Annotated in this window: 17 protein-coding genes; 10 read left to right on the top strand and 7 right to left on the bottom strand. The window is 60.0% G+C overall.

Translation table 11 applies throughout. The features are described 5' to 3' along the window. Window positions 1-164 precede the first annotated feature (164 nt). From dnaK to dapB, 4 genes are all read left to right on the top strand, one after another. Window positions 165-2,072, top strand: coding sequence for a molecular chaperone DnaK (dnaK, locus tag AEAC466_RS23550; RefSeq protein WP_023456142.1), 1,908 nt, complete (start codon window positions 165-167; stop codon window positions 2,070-2,072). Between the two features lie 193 nt (window positions 2,073-2,265). Continuing rightward, window positions 2,266-3,441, top strand: coding sequence for a molecular chaperone DnaJ (gene dnaJ / locus AEAC466_RS23540; protein WP_023456140.1), 1,176 nt, complete (start codon window positions 2,266-2,268; stop codon window positions 3,439-3,441). Window positions 3,442-3,541: 100 nt separating this feature from the next. Then, entirely contained in the window at window positions 3,542-4,180 is a 639-nt protein-coding gene (locus AEAC466_RS23535; protein WP_023456139.1) for a class I SAM-dependent methyltransferase, read from the top strand. A 56-nt stretch (window positions 4,181-4,236) separates the two neighbouring features. Next, on the top strand, window positions 4,237-4,989 hold the full coding sequence (dapB, locus tag AEAC466_RS23530) for a 4-hydroxy-tetrahydrodipicolinate reductase (protein ID WP_031237947.1): 753 nt from the start codon (window positions 4,237-4,239) through the stop codon (window positions 4,987-4,989). Between the two features lie 74 nt (window positions 4,990-5,063). On the opposite strand, the gene AEAC466_RS23525 is transcribed toward dapB, so the two are convergent. Further along, entirely contained in the window at window positions 5,064-7,346 is a 2,283-nt protein-coding gene (locus AEAC466_RS23525; RefSeq protein WP_023456137.1) for an NADP-dependent malic enzyme, read from the bottom strand. A 236-nt stretch (window positions 7,347-7,582) separates the two neighbouring features. Here AEAC466_RS23525 and mutS point away from each other — a divergent pair, with 236 nt between their 5' ends. The 5 genes from mutS to AEAC466_RS23500 all read left to right on the top strand — a co-directional run bounded on the left by mutS (window position 7,583) and on the right by AEAC466_RS23500 (window position 16,596). After that, window positions 7,583-10,300 carry a DNA mismatch repair protein MutS gene (mutS, locus tag AEAC466_RS23520; protein ID WP_031237946.1) on the top strand — a complete coding sequence of 906 codons (2,718 nt, stop codon included), beginning with the start codon at window positions 7,583-7,585 and terminating at the stop codon, window positions 10,298-10,300. 37 nt (window positions 10,301-10,337) lie between these two features. Beyond that, entirely contained in the window at window positions 10,338-13,214 is a 2,877-nt protein-coding gene (locus tag AEAC466_RS23515; protein ID WP_023456135.1) for a [protein-PII] uridylyltransferase, read from the top strand. Window positions 13,215-13,281: 67 nt separating this feature from the next. Beyond that, window positions 13,282-14,892: a murein biosynthesis integral membrane protein MurJ gene (gene murJ, locus AEAC466_RS23510; protein WP_023456134.1), complete on the top strand. Its 1,611-nt coding sequence runs from the start codon at window positions 13,282-13,284 to the stop codon at window positions 14,890-14,892. Window positions 14,893-14,929: 37 nt separating this feature from the next. After that, a complete protein-coding gene (gene trpS, locus AEAC466_RS23505; protein ID WP_023456133.1) occupies window positions 14,930-15,934 on the top strand; it encodes a tryptophan--tRNA ligase in 1,005 nt (334 codons plus the stop codon). 116 nt (window positions 15,935-16,050) lie between these two features. Continuing rightward, window positions 16,051-16,596: a copper chaperone PCu(A)C gene (locus AEAC466_RS23500; RefSeq protein WP_031237943.1), complete on the top strand. Its 546-nt coding sequence runs from the start codon at window positions 16,051-16,053 to the stop codon at window positions 16,594-16,596. 10 nt (window positions 16,597-16,606) lie between these two features. Here the strand turns inward: AEAC466_RS23500 and AEAC466_RS23495 are convergent, their stop codons facing one another. Genes AEAC466_RS23495 through AEAC466_RS23485 form a run of 3 tightly spaced genes read right to left on the bottom strand, consistent with a single transcriptional unit; the run spans window position 16,607 to window position 18,944 of the window. Next, window positions 16,607-17,359: a dienelactone hydrolase family protein gene (locus AEAC466_RS23495; RefSeq protein WP_023456131.1), complete on the bottom strand. Its 753-nt coding sequence runs from the start codon at window positions 17,357-17,359 to the stop codon at window positions 16,607-16,609. Window position 17,360: 1 nt separating this feature from the next. Then, window positions 17,361-18,155 (bottom strand): dienelactone hydrolase family protein, encoded by a 795-nt coding sequence (locus AEAC466_RS23490; protein ID WP_023456130.1) that lies wholly within the window; start codon window positions 18,153-18,155, stop codon window positions 17,361-17,363. Window positions 18,156-18,179: 24 nt separating this feature from the next. Then, entirely contained in the window at window positions 18,180-18,944 is a 765-nt protein-coding gene (locus tag AEAC466_RS23485) for a dienelactone hydrolase family protein (protein WP_023456129.1), read from the bottom strand. Between the two features lie 152 nt (window positions 18,945-19,096). Between AEAC466_RS23485 and AEAC466_RS23480 the strand changes: the two genes are divergently transcribed. Further along, complete coding sequence (locus tag AEAC466_RS23480; RefSeq protein WP_023456128.1) at window positions 19,097-19,687, top strand: nitroreductase family protein; 591 nt, start codon at window positions 19,097-19,099, stop codon at window positions 19,685-19,687. A gap of 52 nt (window positions 19,688-19,739) precedes the next feature. On the opposite strand, the gene mscL is transcribed toward AEAC466_RS23480, so the two are convergent. The 3 genes from mscL to purH form a co-directional block, all read right to left on the bottom strand. Next, window positions 19,740-20,156, bottom strand: coding sequence for a large-conductance mechanosensitive channel protein MscL (gene mscL / locus AEAC466_RS23475; protein WP_023456127.1), 417 nt, complete (start codon window positions 20,154-20,156; stop codon window positions 19,740-19,742). Between the two features lie 12 nt (window positions 20,157-20,168). Beyond that, the gene (locus tag AEAC466_RS23470) at window positions 20,169-20,465 is read right to left on the bottom strand and encodes an integration host factor subunit beta (protein ID WP_023456126.1); all 297 of its coding nucleotides are present in this window, start codon (window positions 20,463-20,465) and stop codon (window positions 20,169-20,171) included. A 423-nt stretch (window positions 20,466-20,888) separates the two neighbouring features. After that, entirely contained in the window at window positions 20,889-22,502 is a 1,614-nt protein-coding gene (gene purH / locus AEAC466_RS23465; RefSeq protein WP_023456125.1) for a bifunctional phosphoribosylaminoimidazolecarboxamide formyltransferase/IMP cyclohydrolase, read from the bottom strand. Window positions 22,503-22,668 lie beyond the last annotated feature (166 nt).

The raw sequence follows: 22,668 nt of genomic DNA, 5'->3' as shown, positions 1-22,668 counted from the left end.
CGTGCAGACTGAAATATCCCATATCGGCTACAGCTTTCAGGCACTCCTGATTAACAGGGGGCTTGAAAAATCCCAGTAATTCATCTTAACGGGGATGGACATTCGCGGCGCTTAATTCATAAGGCTGCCAAAACCCATTCGCCTCAACGGAGCAGATATTATCCATGGCTAAAATTATCGGTATCGATCTAGGCACGACCAACTCCTGCGTCGCCGTCATGGACGGCAAGACCCCGAAGGTAATCGAAAATGCCGAAGGCGTGCGCACCACGCCGTCGGTCGTCGCCATCGTTGACGACACGGAACGCCTGGTCGGCCAGCCCGCCAAGCGTCAGGCGGTGACCAATCCCGCCAACACCCTCTTCGCCATCAAGCGCCTGATCGGCCGCACCTATACTGACCCGATGGTTCAGAAGGACAAGGGCATGGTGCCTTTCGAAATCACCAAGGGCGCCAATGGCGACGCCTGGGTCAAGGCCCACGGCAAGGATTACTCGCCGCAACAGATTTCCGCTTTCATCCTGGGTAAGATGAAGGAAGCCGCCGAAGCCTATCTCGGCGAAACCGTCACCCAGGCCGTCATCACGGTCCCGGCCTATTTCAACGACGCCCAGCGTCAGGCGACCAAGGACGCCGGCAAGATCGCCGGCCTGGAAGTCCTGCGCATTATCAACGAGCCGACCGCTGCCGCCCTGGCATATGGCCTGGATAAGGACAACAACAAGAAGATCGCCGTCTACGACCTCGGTGGCGGCACCTTCGACGTCTCGGTTCTGGAAATCGGCGATGGCGTCTTCGAAGTGAAGTCGACCAACGGCGACACCTTCCTCGGCGGTGAAGACTTCGACATGCGCGTCGTCGATTACCTGGCCGACGAGTTCAAGAAGGAAAACGGCGTCGATCTGCGTTCCGACAAGCTGGCCCTGCAACGCCTCAAGGAAGAGGCCGAAAAGGCCAAGAAGGAACTGTCGACGGTCGCCCAGTACGATCTGAACCTGCCATTCATCTCGATGAATGCTTCGGGCCCGCTGCACCTGAACCTCAAGCTGACCCGCGCCAAGCTGGAAAGCCTGGTCGAAGACTTGATTGCCAAGACGATTGGCCCCTGCCAGCAGGCGCTAAAGGATGCCGGCCTGAAGGCTTCGGACATCGACGAAGTCGTCCTGGTGGGCGGCATGACCCGTATGCCCAAGGTTGCCGAAGCCGTTAAGACCTTCTTCGGTCGTGAACCGCACAAGGGTGTCAACCCGGATGAAGTCGTCGCCCTCGGCGCCGCCATCCAGGCCGGCGTTCTGCAAGGCGACGTCAAAGACGTCCTGCTGCTCGACGTCACCCCGCTAACGCTCGGCATCGAAACCCTGGGCGGTGTGTTCACGCCGCTGATCGAGCGTAACACCACGATCCCGACCAAGAAGTCGCAGACCTTCTCGACCGCCGATGACAACCAGTCGGCCGTGACGATCCGCTGCTTCCAGGGCGAACGCCCGATGGCGCAGGACAACAAGATGCTGGGTCAGTTCGACCTGGTCGGTATTCCGCCTGCACCGCGCGGCGTGCCGCAGATCGAAGTCACCTTCGACATCGACGCCAACGGCATCGTCCAGGTCCACGCCAAGGACAAGGCGACGAACAAAGAGCACTCGATCCGCATCCAGGCCAATGGCGGCCTCTCCGACGCGGACATCGAGGAAATGATCAAGACCGCTGAAGCCAACAAGGGCGAAGACGAGAAGCGTAAGGCGCTGATCGAAGCCCGTAACCAGGCCGACGCCTTGATCCATTCGACCGAAAAGGCCGTCAAGGACTTCGGCGACAAGGTTTCGAACGAAGACAAAACCGCGATCGAAACCGCCATCACCGACCTCAAGACAGCCAAGGACGGTGAAGACGCTGACGACATCAAGGCTAAGCATCAGACCCTGATGACCGCTTCGATGAAGTTGGGTGAAGCCATGTACGCCGCTCAACAAGCCGGTGAAGGCGCCGAAGCGTCTTCTGCTCCGGCGGAAGATGACGGCGTTGTCGATGCCGACTTCGAAGAAGTCGACGGCGACGATAAAAAGCGGGGCTAAGAGCCCACATGAACGCAGGGGCTGACCAATTGGGTATGTGGCCTGCGTCCATCTCGGACAAAAGGACGGCGGGGTTTGACTCCTCGCCGTCTTTGATCCAGAATTTTCCCTTTAAAATTTGGGCCGAAAAGCCGGAACAGGTCGCGCAACAGGTGTTGCGTCTTATGTTTTGGCGGATATCGGGGCGAGTCGTATGAATAAGCGTGATTATTACGAAGTGCTGGAAGTCGAGCGGACCGTCGATGAGGTCACGCTGAAATCCGCTTTCCGCAAGAAGGCGATGCAGCACCATCCGGACCGCAACCAGGGCGACCCTGAGGCGGAGGTACGCTTCAAGGAAGTCAACGAAGCCTATTCGGTTCTCAGCGATGCGCAAAAGCGCGCCGCCTACGATCGCTACGGTCATGCCGGCATGAACGGCCAATCGGCGGGCGGGTTCGGCGGTGGTGGCTTTGGCGGCGCCGGCTTCTCGAACGTCGAAGACATCTTCTCGGAAATGTTCGGCGATATCTTCGGTCAGCAGCAGCGCCGCGGCCCCCAGGGCGCTCAGCGTGGCCCGGATGTGCGCTACGATTACGAAATCAGCCTTGAGCAGGCATATAAGGGCGCCGAGGTCGAGATCACCATCCCGACCACCATGACCTGCGAAGTCTGTCATGGGTCGGGCGCCAAGGCCGGCACCAAACCCAGCACCTGTTCGACGTGCGGCGGCGCGGGTCGGGTTCGCGCCTCAAACGGTTTCTTCGCTGTCGAACGCACCTGCCCGTCCTGTAACGGTCAGGGCCAGACGATCAAGGACCCGTGCACAAATTGTCACGGTCATGGCCAGGTCCGCCAGAACAAGGACCTGCGGGTCCGTATTCCGGCCGGCGTTGACGACGGCGCACGCATCCTGCTCAAGGGTGAAGGCCAGGCAGGCGTCAAGGGCGGACCGAAAGGCGATCTCTACATCTTCCTGAGCGTCGCCGAGCATGAGATATTCGAGCGCGACGGGGCCGACCTGCACTGTTCGATCCCTGTGCCCATGACCACCGCGATCCTTGGTGGTGAACTGGATGTCCCCTGCCTGATGGGTGGCGAAGGCTGCGACGGTCAGTGCAAGCTGAGCGTCGATATTCCCGAAGGCGCCCAGACGGGCCATAAGGTCAAGCTGAAGGGCCGCGGGATGCCGGTGCTGAACTCGAAGCAGAAGGGCGACCTGATCGTCGAACTGTTCATCGAAACGCCCAAGCATTTGACCGCCCGCCAGAAGGAATTGATGAAGGAATTCGCAACCCTGGCCGAAGAACAGTCCTATGCGCAAAGCCAGGGCTTCATGCACCGGGCAAAACGGTTCTGGGACGATATCACCGGCGCGGCCGCCCAATAGCCGGGGCATTAACTCCCCACCTTAAGTTTAAGATTACCCCGTCGAACACGCTTCGGCGGGGTTTCTTGCTTTATCGCAGGGTATCGGCCAAAAAGACGTCATGTCCGATGCGCGCGATTTCATACTGACCCATCTGCGTCTGGAAGAAGTGCCATCCATTCCCGAAATTCGTCTTTACCGCGCCCATCCGGCCAGCCGGCTGTCGCGACTGATCGGGGATGACGCGGCCGCCCCCTATTGGGCCTATCACTGGGCTGGCGGAACGGTTCTGGCGCGATACGTGCTCGATCATCCGTATTGCGTTCGGGGCCGCCGCGTTGTCGATCTGGGCGCGGGGTCCGGAATTGTCGGGATTGCCGCCGCCCTGTGCGGCGCAGCGGAGGTAGTGGCGGTGGATATCGATCCTTACGCCGCAACTGTCATCCCGCTCAATGCCGAAGCCAACGGCGTTACCCTGACCGTACAGAACGGGGAACTGACCGTACCGCCCGATGCCGACCTGATCCTTGCCGGCGATATCTTCTATGAGCCGGAGCTGGCGGCCAGGATGGCGGCGTTTTGCACCGCATGCGTCCACGCCGGTATCGAGGTCCTGGTCGGCGACATGGGCCGCAAACCCCTGCCGCTTGATCTTCTGACACCGCTGGCAGCCTATGATGTCCCTGATTTCGGACAAGCAGGGTTGCTGCCGGCACGCGTCTTTCGCTTCACGGGCGCTTCACAGGGCAATAGCAATTGACCTGACCGGGCCTTATGCATATTCGGGAAGGATTATCCGCATGTATGGGGTCGATCATGTCCGTCGTTACGCGTTTTGCCATCAATGGCGCCAAGGGCCGCATGGGGTTGGCCGTAGCGAAAGTGCTCGACGAAACGGGTGAAACCATTTCCGCACGCTTTGGCAACGGCGACACACCAGACCTGACACGCAGCGATGTGGCTATCGACTTTTCAACGCCCGAAGCTTCGCTGGCCCTGTGTGAAGCCTGCGCCAGCGAAGGCCTGAGCCGCCCGCGTCCCTTTGTGCAGGTCATAGGCTCCACCGGTTTCACCCCCGAACAGGAGCGGAAACTGTCCCTGTTCGCCGACGAGGTGGTGATTATCAAGTCCGGCAATTTTTCGCTGGGTGTCAACCTGATGATGGGCCTTTTGAAACAGGCCAGTGCACGCCTCCACGCCGACGCGTGGGACATAGAAGTTACCGAAGCCCATCACCGGCGCAAGGTCGATGCGCCGTCCGGCACGGCTCTGATGCTCGGTGAGGCGGCGGCCTATGGGCGTGGTGTTAATCTGAAGGATGTGAAGGTCGCCGCGCGCGACGGCATAACCGGTGCCCGCCAGCAAGGCACAATCGGCTTTTCCGTCATCCGGGGCGGCGGCATTGTCGGCGAACACAGTGTCCTGTTCGCTTCGGAAGACGAAATCATCACCTTTTCGCATTCGGCGCGGGACCGGACGCTGTTCGCGCGCGGCGCCATTCAAGCCGCCCTGTGGGGCCGCAAGCAAAAGCCCGGCATCTACGACATGCAGGATGTCCTGGGTTTCTAACCTAGCAAAAAAGCCAATAAAAAAGGACGCTCCCAAGCCATGGGGCGTCCTCTTTTTGATCAACAGGCCAGATTCTAAATCTTCGCCGACGCGCGGATGTCGTAGGCAGCAAACGTGGCCATGGTCAGAATTTTCGACACCGAATCCGAAAGCTGACAAATCTGCACCGGCTTTGACAGGCCGAGAAGAAGCGGACCCACGACCGTAGCGCCGCCCAGGGCTTCGATCATCTTGGTCGAGATCGAGGCTGAATGGATGGCCGGCATGATCAGCACATTGGCCGGTGCCGTCAGGCGCTGGAACGGATAGTTGGTCCAAAGAGACGGATCGAGCGCCACATCAGGCGGCATCTCGCCTTCGAATTCGAAATCGACGCCGCGCTGTTCCAGCAACCGCACCGCTTCCTTGACCCGGTCAGAGCGCTCACCCTTCGGATTGCCGAAGGTCGAATAGCTCATGAAAGCGACGCGCGGGGTGTGACCCATGCTGCGCACCGCCATGGCGGCTTCGATGGCGATATCGCCCAGTTCTTCCGGCGACGGCAGTTCCGCCACCGTTGTGTCGGCGACGAAAATGGTCTTGCCGCGTGCCAGCACGATCGACAGGCCCATGATCCGCCCGCCCGGTGCCGGATCGACCACCCGCAACACATCGTCCAGCGCCTGGTCGAACATGCGGGTGACGCCCGTCACCATACCGTCAGCATGGCCGGAAATGACCATGGCAGCGGCGAAAGAGTTGCGGTCCTGGTTGATCAGGCGGTCAACGTCGCGCTTGAGATAACCTTCGCGTTGCAGGCGCGAATACAGAAGCTGCGAATAGGCGGCGTTACGATGCGACAGGCGGGCATTGATGATCTCAATCCCCTCTTCCGCCGGATCGATGCCGGCGGCGCGCATGTTGGCCTCGATCAGGTTCTCGCGGCCGCACAGGATCGGCGTGCCGAGCCCCTGCAACTTGAAAGCATGGGCGGCGCGGATGACGGAAATGTCCTCGCCCTCGGCGAAGACGATACGCTTGGCCGGACGCGCACGCACAGCGGTATAGATGGTTTGCAGGAAACCCGCGGACGGATCCAGTCGCTGTTCCAGGCGCTTGCGGTAAGCATCCATATCATCGATCGGCTTGCGCGCAACGCCCGTATCCATCGCCGCCTGGGCGACGAAGGGCGGGATATACCAGATCAAGCGCGGATCGAACGGCGACGGGATGATATAGTCCCTGCCGAATTTCAGGTGACGACCTTGATAGGCGGCGGCGACCTCATCGGGCACATCCTCGCGCGCCAGCATGGCCAAGGCGCGGGCAGCAGCCAGCTTCATCTCGTGGTTCACGCGGCGAGCGCGTACGTCCAGGGCACCACGGAAAATGTACGGGAAGCCCAGGACATTGTTGACCTGGTTGGGGTAATCCGACCGGCCGGTGGCGACGATGGCGTCACTGCGCACCTTGGCCACGTCTTCCGGGGTGATTTCCGGGTCGGGATTGGCCATGGCGAAAATGATCGGTTTGGCAGCCATGGTGGCAACCATCTCAGAGGTCAGCACGCCCTTGGCCGACAGGCCGAGGAAAATATCGGCGCCAACCAGAGCTTCGGCGAGAGTGCGCTTGTTGGTCTTGGTGGCATGGACCGACTTCCATTGATCCATATCGATCGTGCGGCCTTCATAGACCACGCCGTGAATATCGACGACCGTGGTATTCTCATGCTTCACGCCCAAAGCCTTGACGAGTGACAGGGACGACAGGCCCGCCGCACCGGCGCCACAGAGCACGAGCTTGACATCTTCGATACGCTTGCCGGTGATCTCCAGCGCATTGATCAGACCGGCGGCGGCGATGATGGCCGTTCCGTGCTGGTCATCGTGGAAAACCGGTATATCGGCCAGGTCCTGCAAGGCCGACTCGATGATGAAGCATTCGGGGCTTTTGATGTCTTCGAGATTGATGCCGCCGAACGAGGCGGTGATATTCTTGACCACGGTGATGAACTCATCGGGGTCTTGGGTGTTCACCTCGATGTCGAAGCTGTCGATATCACCGAAGCGCTTGAACAGGACCGACTTGCCTTCCATGACCGGCTTGGACGCCAGGGCGCCCAGATTGCCAAGGCCCAGGATAGCCGTGCCGTTGGAAATCACCGCAACCATATTGCCCTTCGACGTATAGTCGTAAGCCGCTTCCGGGTTTTCGGCTATGCGAAGCACAGGCACCGCCACGCCCGGTGAATAGGCTAGCGCCAGGTCACGCTGGGTCGCCATCGGCTTTGTCGGCAACAGACCGATTTTACCCGGCTGCGGATACTGATGGAGGTGAAGGGCTTCTTCGTCGCTGAAGGTCTGTTTTTCGGTGGACATGAAAACTCTAACGTTGTGGCAATTGTAATATGATTATCGTTGCGTCAGCTTGAACTATTAGAACAAGATCAATCGCTTATAAAGGCCAAACCGGGACAGGCGTTGACTTTTCTGTATTGTCCGACAAATGATTTTGTAAGCTGTTGTTTTTATAAGACGCTTTCGGACGGCATTGTGCACACTTTCGTGTGTTAAAGCCCTTCTCTTGCCTGTTAACAATGGTTAACTTCGCCGCCATGAACGCCCAGACCCCACCTCCCGAAAACGCAGCGCCCAATGTCGAAGGCGCCACACCGGTCATCGCCCAGTATATTCAACTGAAAGCGCAGCATCCGGGCGCGCTTCTGCTGATGCGGATGGGCGATTTCTACGAAATCTTTTTCGAAGACGCTGTGACCGCCTCCCAGGCCCTGTCACTGGCCCTAACCAAGCGCGGCACCTTTCAGGGCAAGGATATTCCGCTGGCCGGCGTTCCGGCCCACGCCGCCGAGGCCTATATCGCCAAGCTGATCCGCCTGGGCCATCGCGTCGCCGTCTGCGACCAGTTGGAAGACCCGGCCGAAGCCAAGAAACGCGGCGCCAAGGCGACCGTCAAGCGCGGCATCACCCGCGTCGTAACCCCCGGCACCCTCACCGAAGACACGCTGCTGGAAATGAGCGTCGCCAACCGTCTGGTCGCGCTGTCCTCGCGCGGCGGCGTACTGGCATTGGCGGCGGTTGAGCTGTCTACCGGCGATGTCGAAGTCGTGGAGGTCGCTCCCGATCAGGTCGGGGTGCAATTATCCGCCTTGCGGCCATCGGAAAGCCTGGTTGCCGACCGCCTGATCCAAGACGAGGCCCTGTATCCGCTGCTCAAGATGTATGGCGGCGTCATCCAACCACAACCGGCCTCACTATGCGATCCGGCCGCCGGAGAGGCTCGCCTGCTCAAGCTTTATGGTGTTCAGACCCTTGACGGTTTCGGTCAGTTTTCGCCCGCTGAGATTTCGGCGCTGGGCCTGATCGCCGCCTATATCGACCTGACACAGGCAGGTAAGATCCCGACCCTGAAGCCGCCAGCGCGGGTCGTATCGCAAAATTACCTGTCGATTGACGCCGCCACGCGCAATTCGCTTGAAATCGACCGCACACAGCAGGGCAAGCGTGAAGGCAGCCTGATCAGCGCCCTCGACATGACGGTGACCTCAGGCGGCTGCCGGCTGCTGCTCAATCGCCTATCGCGACCGCTTTACAATCCTGATGCTATCAATGCGCGCCTGGACACCGTTGACTGGCTCCTGCCCCGGCGCGACCTGCGTGAGCAGCTTCGCGACCTGATGCGCTCCCTATCCGATCAGGCGCGTGCCCTGTCGCGCCTGTCGCTCAATCGCGGTAGTGCACGCGACCTGTGCGTCATCACCAGTGCCCTGCATGTTGGCGAAAATCTGGCGAATGCACTCAACGATGCCCGTCATCAGGTCAAGGCCGACCTGGCCGGTAATCCGGCCGAGACGCCAACGGAAATCGACGACATTATCACCGCCTTGGTTCCATCTCGGCCACTGAGCCAGTTGCGAGACACGCTGGAGCGCGCCCTGGTCGAAGACCCGCCGCTTAAGCTGTCGGACGGTGGCTTCATCCGCCCGGGCTTCAATGCCGACCTAGATGAAGCGCGCACCTTGCGCGACGACAGCCGCCAGATCATTTTGGCGCTGGAGCAACGGCTGGCCGCCGAAACCGGCATCGCCATCCGCATCAAGTTCAACAATGTGCTGGGCTATTTCATCGAACTGAGTGCCAAGCTGGCGGAACAGCTTCAGGCCCAGGACGCGCAAAAGCAGTTCATCCATCGCCAGTCTTTGGCCAATCAGGTTCGGTTCGTCACCACCGAGCTCATCGAACTGGACGGCCGCATTCAACGCGCCGCCCAGCAGGGCCTGGCGCTGGAAATGGACATTTTCGAACAGTTGCGCGAACAGGTGCGTCTGGCCGCTGCCGAAATCCAGGGCGGACACGACGCCATATGCGCGCTCGACGTCGCCGTCGCCAACGCCTGCTGGGCCGAAGAGTGGGGCGCGTGCCGTCCGAAGATCGACGACAGCCTGCGGCTAGAAATCTGCCGTGGCCGTCACCCGGTGGTCGCGGCCGCGTTGAAGGCCCAGGGCAAACCCTTCACACCTAACGATGTCGATCTCGACGCGTCGGGCCAGGACGCCGCGCGCCTCTCTCTGGTAACCGGTCCGAACATGGCCGGTAAATCGACCTATCTGCGCCAGAACGCGCTCCTGATCATCATGGCCCAGGCAGGCTTGTTCGTGCCGGCCAAGTCGATGCATCTGGGCGTGGTCGATAAACTGTTTTCGCGCGTCGGCGCCGGCGACGACCTGGCCCAGGGCCGGTCGACCTTCATGATGGAAATGGTTGAAACGGCCGCCATCCTGACTCAGGCAACGGTACGCAGCTTTATCATCCTGGATGAAATCGGTCGCGGCACCGCCACCTATGACGGGCTGGCCATCGCCTGGGCGTGTACCGAGCAATTGCACGATACGATCCAGGCGCGCAGCCTGTTCGCCACCCATTATCATGAACTGGCGCGATTGGAGGGCAAGCTCAGCCACGTCAACAACCTGTCCCTGACGGCGCGTGAGCATGACGGTGAGTTGATCTTCCTCCACGAAGCCCGCAAGGGGTCGGCGGATCGATCCTACGGTGTCCAGGTTGCCCGCCTGGCCGGGATGCCGGGCGCCGTGGTGGCGCGTGCCCGCGATATTCTGACCCGCCTGGAAGAGGACAACCAGACGCAGCTGCGTCTCGACGATCTGCCCTTGTTTTCCTCGGTCCGCGCCCCCGAGCCGGTGGCCCGAAGCGCGTCAAAGGTCGAAACGGCGCTGAAAGGCGTCGATCCGGACGATTTAAGCCCCAAAGAAGCCTTGGAAGTTATTTATAATTTACACAAATTGCTTAAGGAGTAAGGCCGTCGCCGTTTTCCCCCTGACAAGTGACCTGCATATGCTTACCCTGACCCATCCCCTGTCGCCAGCCTATCGGATAGATGGCACACTCCTGCGGGCAGCGCTGACGGAAGCCTATGAACAGTCGTCCGGCGAAACGCTCGACCTGCGCAAGCGCGCTGTGGCCATTCTCAAAGAAGCCCTCGATCTGAGCCGAGCCAGTATTCTGGAACGCATCGATGAACACAAAGGCGGCCAGGCGACCGCCAAGTCTTTATCCAAGATAACCGACGACATCGTGTCTGCGCTGTGGGATTTTACGCTGACGCATGTTTACCGCGCCCGCAACCCAACCGAAGGCGAGCGTCTGGCATTGATGGCTGTGGGCGGTTACGGTCGTGGCGAGCTGGCGCCCTATTCCGACCTGGACCTTTTATTCCTTCGCGCCTGGAAAGAAACGTCCCACTCGGAATCGGTCATTGAATTCATTCTCTACACCCTTTGGGATCTCGGCTTGAAGGTCGGCCATTCCTCGCGCACGGTGGACGAGACGATCAAATATGCGCGTGGTGATCACACCATCATGACCGCGCTGCTCGAGCGTCGCCTGATATGCGGTGACAAGGGTCTGGCCAAGAATCTCGAAGACAAATTCAACCACGAAGGTCTCAGGTCACAGGCCTTTGGCTTTGTCGCGGCCAAGCTGGAGGAACGCGACCAGCGCCATATAAAGGCCGGCACGACCCGCTTCGTCGTTGAACCCAATATCAAGGAAGGCAAGGGTGGCCTCCGCGACCTGCATACCCTCTTCTGGATCGCCAAATATCTGGCCGGTCAGCGCACCTTTGAAGAAAACCTCAAACGGCAAGGCCGGCCGAGCGCCGCCCCGACGCCGGAGCCACAGGCATCGAAAGGCCAGTGGGGCGTTCTTGATACGCTGCTGACCGACAAGGAGCGCGGCATCTTCATGCGCGCCTTCGACTTCCTGTGGAAAGTGCGCATTGTCATGCACACCGCCGCCGGCCGAGGTGAGGAACGCCTGACCTTCGACCTTCAACCCGAAGTCGCGCGCCGAATGGGCTTCATCGATCGCGAAGGCGAACCCAATGTCGAGCGTTTCATGCGCCGGTATTTTGTGGTCGCCAAGGAAGTCGGCGCCCTGACCCGGACCTTTTGCACCAAGCTGGAAACCCAGCAGGCTAAGCCGCTGGTCCGCCTGTCAAACCTCATACAGTCTGGCATCATGAACCTGACCCGGGCCGACCATCCGGGCTTTGTCGTCACCAATGGACGCCTGAGCGTCAACAGCGCTGATATTTTCAAGAAATCGCCGGTGGCGATGTTCATGCTGTTCAAGATGGCCGATCGGCTGGAACTGGATCTGCATCCGGACGCCTTTACCGCCATTGCCCGCAATCTCGACCTGGTGACGCCGTCACTAAGACGTAACCCCGAAGCTGCGCGTCTGTTCCTGGACCTGCTGGTGCGTGGCAAGGATCCGTACAAGACGCTGTCGATGATGAGCGAAACCGGTTTGCTCGGCCGCTACATTCCCGAATTCGGACGCATCGTCGCCCAGACGCAGTTCAACATGTATCATGCCTATACGGTCGATGAGCATACACTGCGGGCAATAGACGTCATCCACGGCATCGATACCGGCCGATACAAGGATGAGCACCCTCTGGCCAGCACCATGATGCCGCAACTCGTCGACAAGGAATCTCTATACCTCGCCATGCTTCTGCATGACACCGGCAAGGGCGGTGAGGACGGTCAGGAAATCGGCGGGGAACGCGCCGCGCGCAAAGCCTGCCAACGGCTAGGGCTGGAAGACTGGAAGATCGACCAGGTCGCCTGGCTGGTTCGCCATCACCTCGTCATGTCGGATTTTGCCCAGAAGCGCGACGTGTCCGACCCGGAAACCGTAGCCGCCTTCGCCCGCATCGTTGAGACGCCTGAGCGCTTGCGTCTGCTGCTCATCCTCACCGTCGCCGACATTCGCGCCGTGGGACCGGGCGTATGGAACGCGTGGAAGGGCCAGTTGATGCGCGACTTGGTATCGGCGACCGAATCCGCCTTCCGCGGCGGACGCGGGGCCGATGCCGTCGATCGCGTGCGGCAGGAGCAGCACGAACGCGCCAACCGCCGTCGCGTGGCTTTGAGCGAAAACAATGCCGACATGGCTGCCTGGCTGGAAACAATGGATGAAAGCTATCTGTTTTCGTTCAGCCGCGACGAGATAAGGGAACATGCCGCCCTGGTCCAATCGGCAGCAGAGCCCGGCTCGGCGGTACGGTCGCGCATAGACACAGTCCGCAACGCCACGGCGTTTTCGATTTCGGCCGAGGATCGGACCGGCCTGTTTGCTGACCTGTCGCGCGCCTTCGCCAATCTCGGCGGCAATGTCGTCGGCGCTCAGGTGTTCACATCAAAGACGGGTCATGCGCTCGATATTTTCTATGTCCAGGACACCACCGGCATGCCGTTTGCCTATGACGATCCGCCCCGCCTGAAACATGCCGAAAGCGCCCTGGATGCGGCTGCGCGCGGGCAATTGCCCGAGCCGGTGAAGTGGAAATCAGCCCTGGCCGCCCGCACCGCCGCCTTTGCCATTGCGCCAACCGTATCGTTCGACGACGACAGCAACGCCAATGTAACCATTATCGAAGTGTCCGGCCGTGACCGGCCCGGGCTTCTGGCCGATATCGTCGAAGTCATGGCCAAGGCGCGGTTCGACATCGCGTCGGCTCACGTCGATTGCTACGGTGAACGCGCCGTCGATGCCTTCTATGTCAGCGACCATTTCCGCAAGGCGCAATTGAACGGTGGCCAAAAGCAGGGCCTGAAAAAACAGTTGCTGGCCCTGCTGGATCAGCCGAGTCAGGCGCCGAAACGTAACCTGGCCCGTGCCCGGGCCAGTCTGGCGCGTTAACCTATAAGGACTTGCGGGAAATCGCCGACAGGCATAAAGCGGAGGAACCCTTTTCCCGAGTGCCTCCGTGCCAGACATTTCCGACGCTCCCGCCAAGCCGGCTCCCGCCAAATCGTCCGGCCTGGTTCGTAATTCGCTGATCAACAGCTTCTTCACCCTGATCAGCCGCTTCATGGGCCTGGCGCGTGACTTGGTCATTACGGCGGTTCTGGGCGCGTCCGGCAATATCGCGGCGGATGCCTATTACACCGCACTCTCCTTCCCAAATCTGTTCCGCCGCATCTTTGCGGAAGGCGCGTTCACCGCCGCCTTCGTGCCCTCCTATTCCGCCGTGCTGGTACAGGAGGGCGAGGCCGCTGCCGATAAGCTGGCCCGGGACGCCATGGCGACGTTGGCCTTTGCCACCCTGGTCCTGACCCTTATCGCCCAGCTGACCATGCCCTGGCTGATGCACGTCATCAATCCGGGCTATTTTGGCGATCCGGTCAAGTTCAAGCTGGCCATCACCTTGACCCAGATCACCATGCCCTACCTGCCGTGCATGGCCCTGGTCGCCTTGATGTCGGGCGTGCTCAATGCGCGGGGACGCTTCATTGTTTCCGCCGCGGTGCCGACCGTGCTGAATGCCGTCATGCTGATTGCCGTCTGGCCACAGCACGACCCCTTGCGCGCTGCCTACGCCGCGTCCTGGGGGGTTCTCGCCGCTGGGGTAATCCAGGCCGGATTGTTATTCTGGGGCGTCCGCCGTGTCGGCGCCCGCGTCGGCATAAGTTTCATGCCCCGCATGACGCCGGATATCCGCAAGCTGCTGGTGCTGGCCGTCCCCGGGGCGCTGGCGGCGGCGGCTACCCAGATCAACGTCTTCGTATCCCAAGCCTTTTCGTCCGCCGTACCGGGCGCACGGTCGTGGCTCAATGTCGCCGACCGCCTGTATCAATTGCCGCTTGGGCTGGTTGGTGTCGCCATTGGTGTCGCCCTTCTGCCTGCCCTGTCGCGCGCCGTCCAAGCCCAGGATCACGAGGCCGCTCAGAATACCATGGACGACGCCCTGATTTTTTCCATGGCCCTGACCCTGCCCGCCGCGGCCGCCCTGGTGTCGATACCCTTCTTCCTGATCGATGGCCTTTTCACGCGCGGCCAGTTCAACATCCACGACGCCCAGCAGACCGCCGCCGCCCTCCTCCACTACGGGTGGGGCGTTCCCGCCTTCGTCTTGACTCGCATCCTGGGCCCGGCATTCTACGCACGAAAGAATACCTTCGGCCCGATGAAGTTTGCCCTGGTCAGTGTTGCTGTCAATCTTGGCCTTGGTGTCACCCTGTTCCACTTTATCGGCGTGCCCGGCCTGGCCATCGGCACGTCCGCTGGCGCCTGGGCCAATGTCATCCTGATGTTGATCAGCCTAATCCGCCGCAAGATGTGGCACCTGTCGTCCCGCAGCGCTGCGGGACTGACCAAGGTAATGATCGCTGGTATCGGGATGGCCGCCTTCCTGACCCTGTGCTCAACCTATCGTCCCCTCATCCAGGCGCAGATCGCTCAGATCATGCCGCATCTGGTCAAGGAAATTGCCATTCTGGGGGTTTGTTTCGCTGGTCTCTTCCTCTATATCGGGCTGTTATTTGTGACCGGGGCGGTTAAGTCTCGTGACTTGAAGGCGATGCTGCGGCGTCGCTAAGGCGTTTTCCGGTGCATAACGGGCTCTAGGGATTAACATGACGACCAAACGCATCCTGTCCGGCATCCAGGCTTCTGGTTCGCTGCACCTCGGCAACTATCTCGGCGCGCTGAAAAAGTTCGCCGACATGCAAACGGAAGAGGCCGAGCGCTTCTTCTTCATAGCTGACCTGCATGCCATCACCGTCTGGCAGGACCCGCAAAAGCTGCTGAGCCAAACGCGCGAGATCGCCGCCTGTTACCTGGCCGCCGGCGTCGATGTTGAGAAATCGGCCATCTTTCCGCAATCGGCCGTGCCCGGTCACGTCGAACTGGCCTGGATCTTCAACTGCGTTGCGCGCCTGGGCTGGCTCGACCGCATGACCCAGTTCAAGGATAAGGCGGGCAAGGACAAGGAACGCGCCAGTGTCGGCCTCTATACCTATCCCGTGCTTCAGGCCGCCGACATCCTGCTTTATAAGGCAACACACGTGCCCGTCGGTGAAGATCAGCGCCAGCATCTGGAGCTGACTCGCGACGTTGCCAAGAAATTCAACCACGATTTTGGCGTCGATTACTTCCCGCTGCCTGACACCCTGTATCAAGGCCCGGGCGCCCGCATCATGTCGCTGCGCGATGGCACGGCCAAGATGTCTAAATCGGACCCGTCCGACAATTCCCGCATCAACCTCACCGACGACGCAGACACGATCGCCAGCAAGATCAAGAAGGCCAAATCCGACGCAGAGGTCCTGCCGGATGCTGAGGCGGGTCTGGAAGACCGGCCAGAGGCCAAGAACCTGGTCGGCATCTATGCCGCCCTGGCCGGCCTGTCGGCTCAGGCTGTACTCGATCAGTTCGGCGGTAAAGGCTTTGGTACGTTCAAGCCCGCCCTGGCCGATGTGGTGGTAGCGCGGATGGCGCCGATTTCTGACACGCTGCGCCGCCTGCTCGACGACCCGGCGGAAATCGACCGGGTATTGACCCGTGGCGCGGCCCGCGCCAACGATGTCGCTGCACCCGTGGTGAAGGATGTAAAAAAGATCGTCGGCCTCTGGGGCTGATCCAATTGGAACCGGGGCTTGATGGAATCAAAACCCGGTTCTGGATCTTTGTTTTGTCGCGCAATATGTCCGAAAATGGTATCCCCTTTATCGGATTGCACTCTAAGGAGCCGGATATGAAAAAGTTTGCTGTCGCCGCTGTCGCCTGTCTGTCTCTCGCCGGCATGTCGGCCTGTGAAAAGGTCGAAAAGACGACAACACGTGTCGAAAAATCGACCGATATCAATGGTGTGGTTAAAAAATCCAGCCTGGAAATGACCAACTATGCCATGCGGTCGGCCCTTGGTAACAATCCGAATACCGCCGCCTATGTCACAATTACCAACAAGGGCAATAGCGAGGATCAACTGATTTCGGCATCTTGTACCTGTGCCGCTACCACGACCTTGCATACCATGAAGATGAATGGTTCGGTGATGGAGATGGCAGAGGCCAAGGATGGCTTTGTCATCAAATCCGGCGAGACCATCACCTTTGTGCCCGGCGGCAATCACATCATGCTGGAAAACCTGACGGAGCGGCCCCAGGCAGGCCAGACGGTTGACGTAACCCTGGCCTTCAAAAACGCCGGCCCGGTCACGCTGCACATGCCGGTGTCCGACACCCCCCTGGCTAAGGCCGGCACGTCCGGCGCCATGGATCACGGCGACATGAAGATGTGAGCCGGAGAGCTTAGGACAGAGTATTGCTGATAAATTCCTGCAAGGCGTCGAGCGTTGAGGTCAGGGCCTCAGGATCGTAGGCCATGATACGCGTCTTATCTATGCCTTCCTCATCGAAGGCATGGGTGGCGTTGAAGGTCACGGTATCGACGGCAACGCCCTGTTTGCGCAGGTTCCGTATCAGTTTCAGGGAGTGCCGGTAACTCGCCAGATGATCCTTAAGGGTCAGTATGGCCATCGTCCTGGGTTTATGCGCCCACGGGCGCGTCACCGACCGCGCCATAATATTGATATAGGGATAGACAAGGAAGAGGCCCTTCACCCCGTCCAGCCATTGCGGTGACGGGTCGAGCAGGCGGGCGTCGCCCGGCCTTTTCAGTGTCTGCGTCATTAAATCCATGATCGCCCACGCGCCATGGCTCCATCCCGCCAGCATCAACCGACCCGCATCGACCTCCGGACGCTGCGACAGGCCGTACACGGCCGCCAGAACATCGCCCGACCGCTCATAACCCCGCAGTTTCAGCCCTCGACACACCCACCACCCAGCGTGTTTGCGCGACCAGCCGCGCGGTGTGAAACTGTCGATAATGTAGGCGCGTATGCCGGCCTGGGCGGCGGCCTGACAATAGATCAGCAGGTTGGCGGCAATACCGCCGCACCCATGGAACAATATGACCGCCGGCCGTGCGACCGTATCCGGCGGGCCATAGGCCAGAATATGCGGTGCCAGCTGTTCGAACCGCGCCCCCAGCGTGTCCACGTCAGCCCGCCGCGCGTGCGCTGTCTTCAGTTTTCGGAATATCGGGCAGGTCGAACAGGCCGGTCGTGAAGCCGAGTAGCGCCTCCAGCGAGGTCTGCATGACCGCCCGATCATATTTCATGACCAGGCCGGAATTATCCTCTTCGTCGAAGGCATGCGTGCCATCAAGCGGCAGCACCGTCACATCGACGCCTTCCGCCTGCAGCTTGGCGAATATCTTTTCGGAATGGCGAAGCGGCGTGAGGTGGTCCTTTTTGGCCAGGACCGCAAAGGTTTTCGGCTTATGAACCCAGGGCTTCGAATTGGTGCGCGCCGGAAAATTGATATAGGCGTAGACAAAGAACACGCCTTTGACGCGCTCGACCAGGGACGCATCGGGATCGGCCAGCTTCGCTTCGCCCGGCCGGGTCAGCTTCTGGGTCATCAGGTCCATGATCGACCAGCCACCGTGGCTGAATCCGGTCAGAATCACGCGATCCATATCGACCTTGCCGCTGCGTTCCAGCCCCCAAAGGACCGACAACACGTCGCCCGATCGTTCATAGCCCTGCATGACGGCGCCCGAACAGATGAGCGAAACGGCGAAATTTCGATTCCAGCCGCGCGGCTTGAAACTGTCAACCACGTAGGCGCGCACCCCGGTCAGGGCCACGGCCTGAGCATAGAAATGAACGTGGGGCCTAAGACCACCGCAACCATGAAACAGCACCACCGCCGGGCGGACACTCTCATCGTCCGGACCGTAGACGGTAATATCCGGCTCCAGAAGGGCATAACGCTGCGCCATAGTATCCATTGACCATCCCCCATGATCAGGGCGTCACGCGCCCTTGAAAACATCCAGTATAAAGGCTTCGAACGCCATCTCGGTTTTTTTGTGGCTGGCCTTATCATAGGCCATCAGGGGGCCGAAATGAAGCGCACTGTCTTCATCGAAGCAATGTGTGGCCTCGAGGTCCAGCCGTTCGACCGGCACCCCTTCGCTTTTCAGATGGGTGAAGATATGGTCGGCATGGCTGTGCGCCGTCAGGAAATCCTGCCGCGCCAGTACCGCTTGGGTCTTGGGCCGGTATTCCCAGCCATGGGTATTCGACCGCGCCGGGAAATTGATATAGGGGTAGACAAGGAACAGGCCCTTGACCCCCTTCAGGGGTTCGGGCGAACCGTTTTCGAGTCGCGCCTCACCCGGACGGGTTAGCTTCTGGGTCATGAGATCCATGATCGACCAGCCGCCATGACTCCAGCCTGCCAGAATAAGGTTGCCGGCATCAACCTCTGGGCGTTGCGCCAGTCCCCATATTGCCGCCAGCACGTCGCCCGAGCGTTCATATCCATGCAACGCCAGACCCGAGCATACCAGGCTCATGGCCGCAGTATGATCCCATCCGCGCGGCAGGAAACTGTCTATGACATAGGCGCGGTAACCGAGGGCCGCGACCTGGCGGGCATAGTCATGGATATGATGGCGTACGCCGTTACAGGCATGAAAAAGCAGGACTGCCGGACGACATACGGCATCGGACGGGCCATAGGCGGTTATGTAGGGTTCAAGAAGCGAAAACCTGCGCTGAATTGTATCGAGCAAACACTTCACCTCTTGAAAAAAAGTAACTGACACACATATAGTTACACATTGCTGATTTGCCAGCCTTTGAGGTGAATCAGAAATCAGCCGCAAAAGCCAGTAATTTAATGGCCAGCATTTAATGGCCAGCATTTAATGGAGTGAGAGCCATCATGACCCAGCGCACATCCGACTACCCCATCGAAAAACAATTTCTTGAGCGCTGGTCGCCGCGCGCCTTTTCCGATCGGCCGGTGACGGAAACACAGGTTCTGACCGTTTTGGAAGCCGCGCGCTGGGCGCCGTCGGCCTCAAATCTTCAGCCCTGGCGCTTCTTCTATGGCGTACGCGGCGAACCGGAATTCGACACCCTGCTCAGCCTGCTGGTGCCGTTCAATGAAGGCTGGGCCAAGAATGCCGGCGCGCTGATTTTTATCGCGTCCGTGACGTCGTTCGACGGTCAGCGTCAGAACATTACCAACAGCTTCGACGCCGGATCCGCCTTTATGTCGCTGTCTTTACAGGCCCACAGCATGGGCATGGTTGCCCACGGCATGGCGGGAATTGAATATGACAAGGTGCCGGTCGTACTTCGCTTGCCGGACAACTTGAAGCTCGATGCGGCGGTTGCCATCGGGTATCAGGGCGAAACCTCAAGCTTGCCGGAAGGCTTGCAGGCGCGTGAGGCGCCTTCGGGACGCCTACCCCTGGCGGAGACCGCCTTCAAGGGTCACTTTACCGGCGAAATCAAGCTTCCCGCCTGAAGCCTAAGCCAAAAAGAAAAGGCCCGGAGCATCACCGCTCCGGGCCTTTTTGTTATTTCGCGTTTTGCGCCTTAAGTTCAGCCAAGATACCCGCCAGCAGTTCTTCTTGCGAAGGCCCCGGTGGTGCGGGCGGTGGCGGTGGCGGAGGGGCCGGCATCAGCTTGTTGATGGCCTTGACCACCAGGAAGATGGCGGTGCCGATGATCACAAACTGGATTATCGTGTTAATGAACAGGCCATAGGAAATGGCCACTTCAGCCGTTTTGGCCGCAGCGTCAGCAGGCTTCAGGATCAGCTTGAGGTTGGAAAAATCAACACCGCCCGTGGCCAGCCCGATTGGCGGCATGATGATGTTGTCTACCAATGAGGTGACGATTTTGCCGAAGGCGCCACCGATAACGACACCGACCGCCAGGTCGATGACATTGCCACGCATAAGGAAGGTTTTGAATTCGGAAACAATGCTCACGACCGAGGCTCCTTATCCGTTATCATCGCCGGAGAGATTCAGGCGCTCGCGCAATTCCTTGCCGCTTTTGAAAAACGGCACATGCTTGGCCGGTACCTTGACGGATTCGCCTGTGCGCGGGTTACGCCCGGCCCGGGCCGGCCGTGATCGAACGCTCAAGGCACCAAAACCACGCAACTCTACACGACCGCCCTTTTCCAGCGTGGAAATCATGGATTCAAGAATCAGATTGACGGCCCGTTCGACGTCTTTTTGCGTCAGATGCGGATATTCGGAGGCCAGGCGTTCAATGAGTTCTGATTTCAGCATATGTATCTCCCCCGCCAGGTGAAACTTACCATTTCAAGCATGTCCGAAAATGAAAATGAGTTCAAGGGGTTGTTGATAGATTAACGCACTGATATCGCTACCATGAATACATTTTTTTCAGCAATTCGGAATTTTTCTCGCCATATCTGCGAAATGGAGAAGAAACCGGTATCATGAAGACGCCGGTAATAGAGACCCTAAAAAAAACCTGTCGCCACGGGCATTTAGGCAAATAGATCCATCAGCCACGGAAATGCATTAGGCAGGCCAGACGACGCCCGTCGGAACAGCACCGACACGGTTTGGCCGCACGTCCGGCTGGAAAATGGGGTTGCTCCCGTCCGCCTTGCCGAGACATTGGGCCCGGAATGCTCCGGGCCCTTTGATAACCACCTATGCCAAAAGCTAACAGGCTCGGGGCGCTTAGTGGCGGAACACGCGCACGCCCGTAAACACCATGGCCAAACCCGCCGCGTCGGCGGCGTCGATGACCGCCTGATCCCCAATCGAACCACCCGGCTGGATAATCGCCGTGGCGCCCGCTGCCGCCGCTTCAAGCAGACCATCGGGGAACGGGAAGAAGGCTTCGGAAGCACAGGCCGACCCTTGCGCCAGGCTTTCCGTGAGACCCAGGCCTTCTGCAGCTTCCTGGGCGCGCAGGCGGGCGATACGGGCCGAGTCGCGACGGTTCATCTGACCCGCGCCGATGCCGGCTGTACGGCCGTCCTTGGCGTAGACGATGGCGTTCGATTTGACGTGCTTGGCGACGGTAAAAGCGAACAGCATGTCCTGGATTTCAGTCGGCGTCGGCTGGCGGCGCGTAACGACCTTGAGATCGGCCGCCGTGATGCGCGCCGTATCGCGGCTTTGGATAAGCATGCCGCCGGCCACCGAACGGAACACCTGACCGCCGGACAGCGGATCGGGCAACTTGCCGGTGATAAGCAGACGCAGGTTTTTCTTGGCAGCAAAGACAGCGATGGCGTCCTCATCGACGTCCGGTGCGACGACGACTTCGGTGAAGATTTCGACGATCTTTTCGGCCGTGGCCTTGTCGAGCTTACGGTTCAGCGCCACGATACCGCCAAACGCCGAGACCGGATCGCACTCCAATGCGCGCTTGTAGGCGGTGAGCAGATCATTACCGGTCGCAACACCACACGGATTGGCATGTTTTACGATGACGCAGGCGGCCGATTGCGACGGATCGAATTCGGCGACCAGTTCGATAGCGGCGTCCGTATCGGCCACATTGTTATAGCTCAGTTCCTTGCCTTGCAATTGACGGGCGGTGGCGACGCCGGGGCGGTCTTCGCCCGTCTTGTAGAAGGCCGCGGTCTGGTGCGGGTTTTCTCCGTAGCGCATGGTCTGAAGACGCTCGCCGCCGATGGTCTTGCGCACCGGGTAGGTATCCGCCAACTGGGTGGAAAACCAGTTCGACACGGCCGCGTCATAGGCGGCGGTGCGGGCGAAGGCGCGCGCAGCCAGGGATTTGCGCAAGCTGAGCGAGGTCGCACCGGTTTCCTGGATCGCCGCCAGAACCTCATCCATGCCTGCCTTGTCGACGCAGATGCTGACATAAGGGTGGTTCTTTGCTGATGAACGGATCATGGCCGGACCACCGATATCGACATTTTCGATCGCCGCTTCGAACGTGCCGCCAGCGGCAACGGTCTTCTCGAACGGATAGAGATCGATCCAGACGATGTCGATCGGCTGAATGTCATGCTCCGCCAGGGCGCGCGCATGTTCCGGTGCGTCGCGATAGGCCAGAAGCGCACCATGCACCTTGGGGTGCAGGGTCTTTACGCGGCCGTCCATCATTTCCGGAAAGCCTGTGACCTCCGATACGTCCTTGACCGCGATGCCGGCCTGAGCAATGGCCGCCTTCGTGCCGCCCGTTGACAGGATTTCGATGCCCGCAGCAGCCAGGGCCTGCGCGGCCTCGATCAAGCCCGCCTTGTCTGACAGGGAGATGAGTGCGCGCTTAGGCGTAACGAGATCAGCGGCGGGCGGAAAATCGGGGGCAGCAGGCATGACAGGTCTCTATCGAATTGGCAAAACCCAGAGGTTTTGGCGGCGCAAGTCCGGTCCCGGCGGGGGTCAGGCGGCCTTGCGGTGTTAAGCTGAATGCCGCGCGGTTTACACGACACCGCGGGGTTTGCCTACCCCGCAAAACACAAAGACCCCGCCGTGGGTGAGC

The sequence above is a fragment of the Asticcacaulis sp. AC466 genome (genome assembly GCF_000495815.1).
GTDB lineage: Bacteria > Pseudomonadota > Alphaproteobacteria > Caulobacterales > Caulobacteraceae > Asticcacaulis.
Note: the sequence above shows the minus strand (reverse complement) of the source record. Positions and strands in the feature narration are given on the sequence as shown.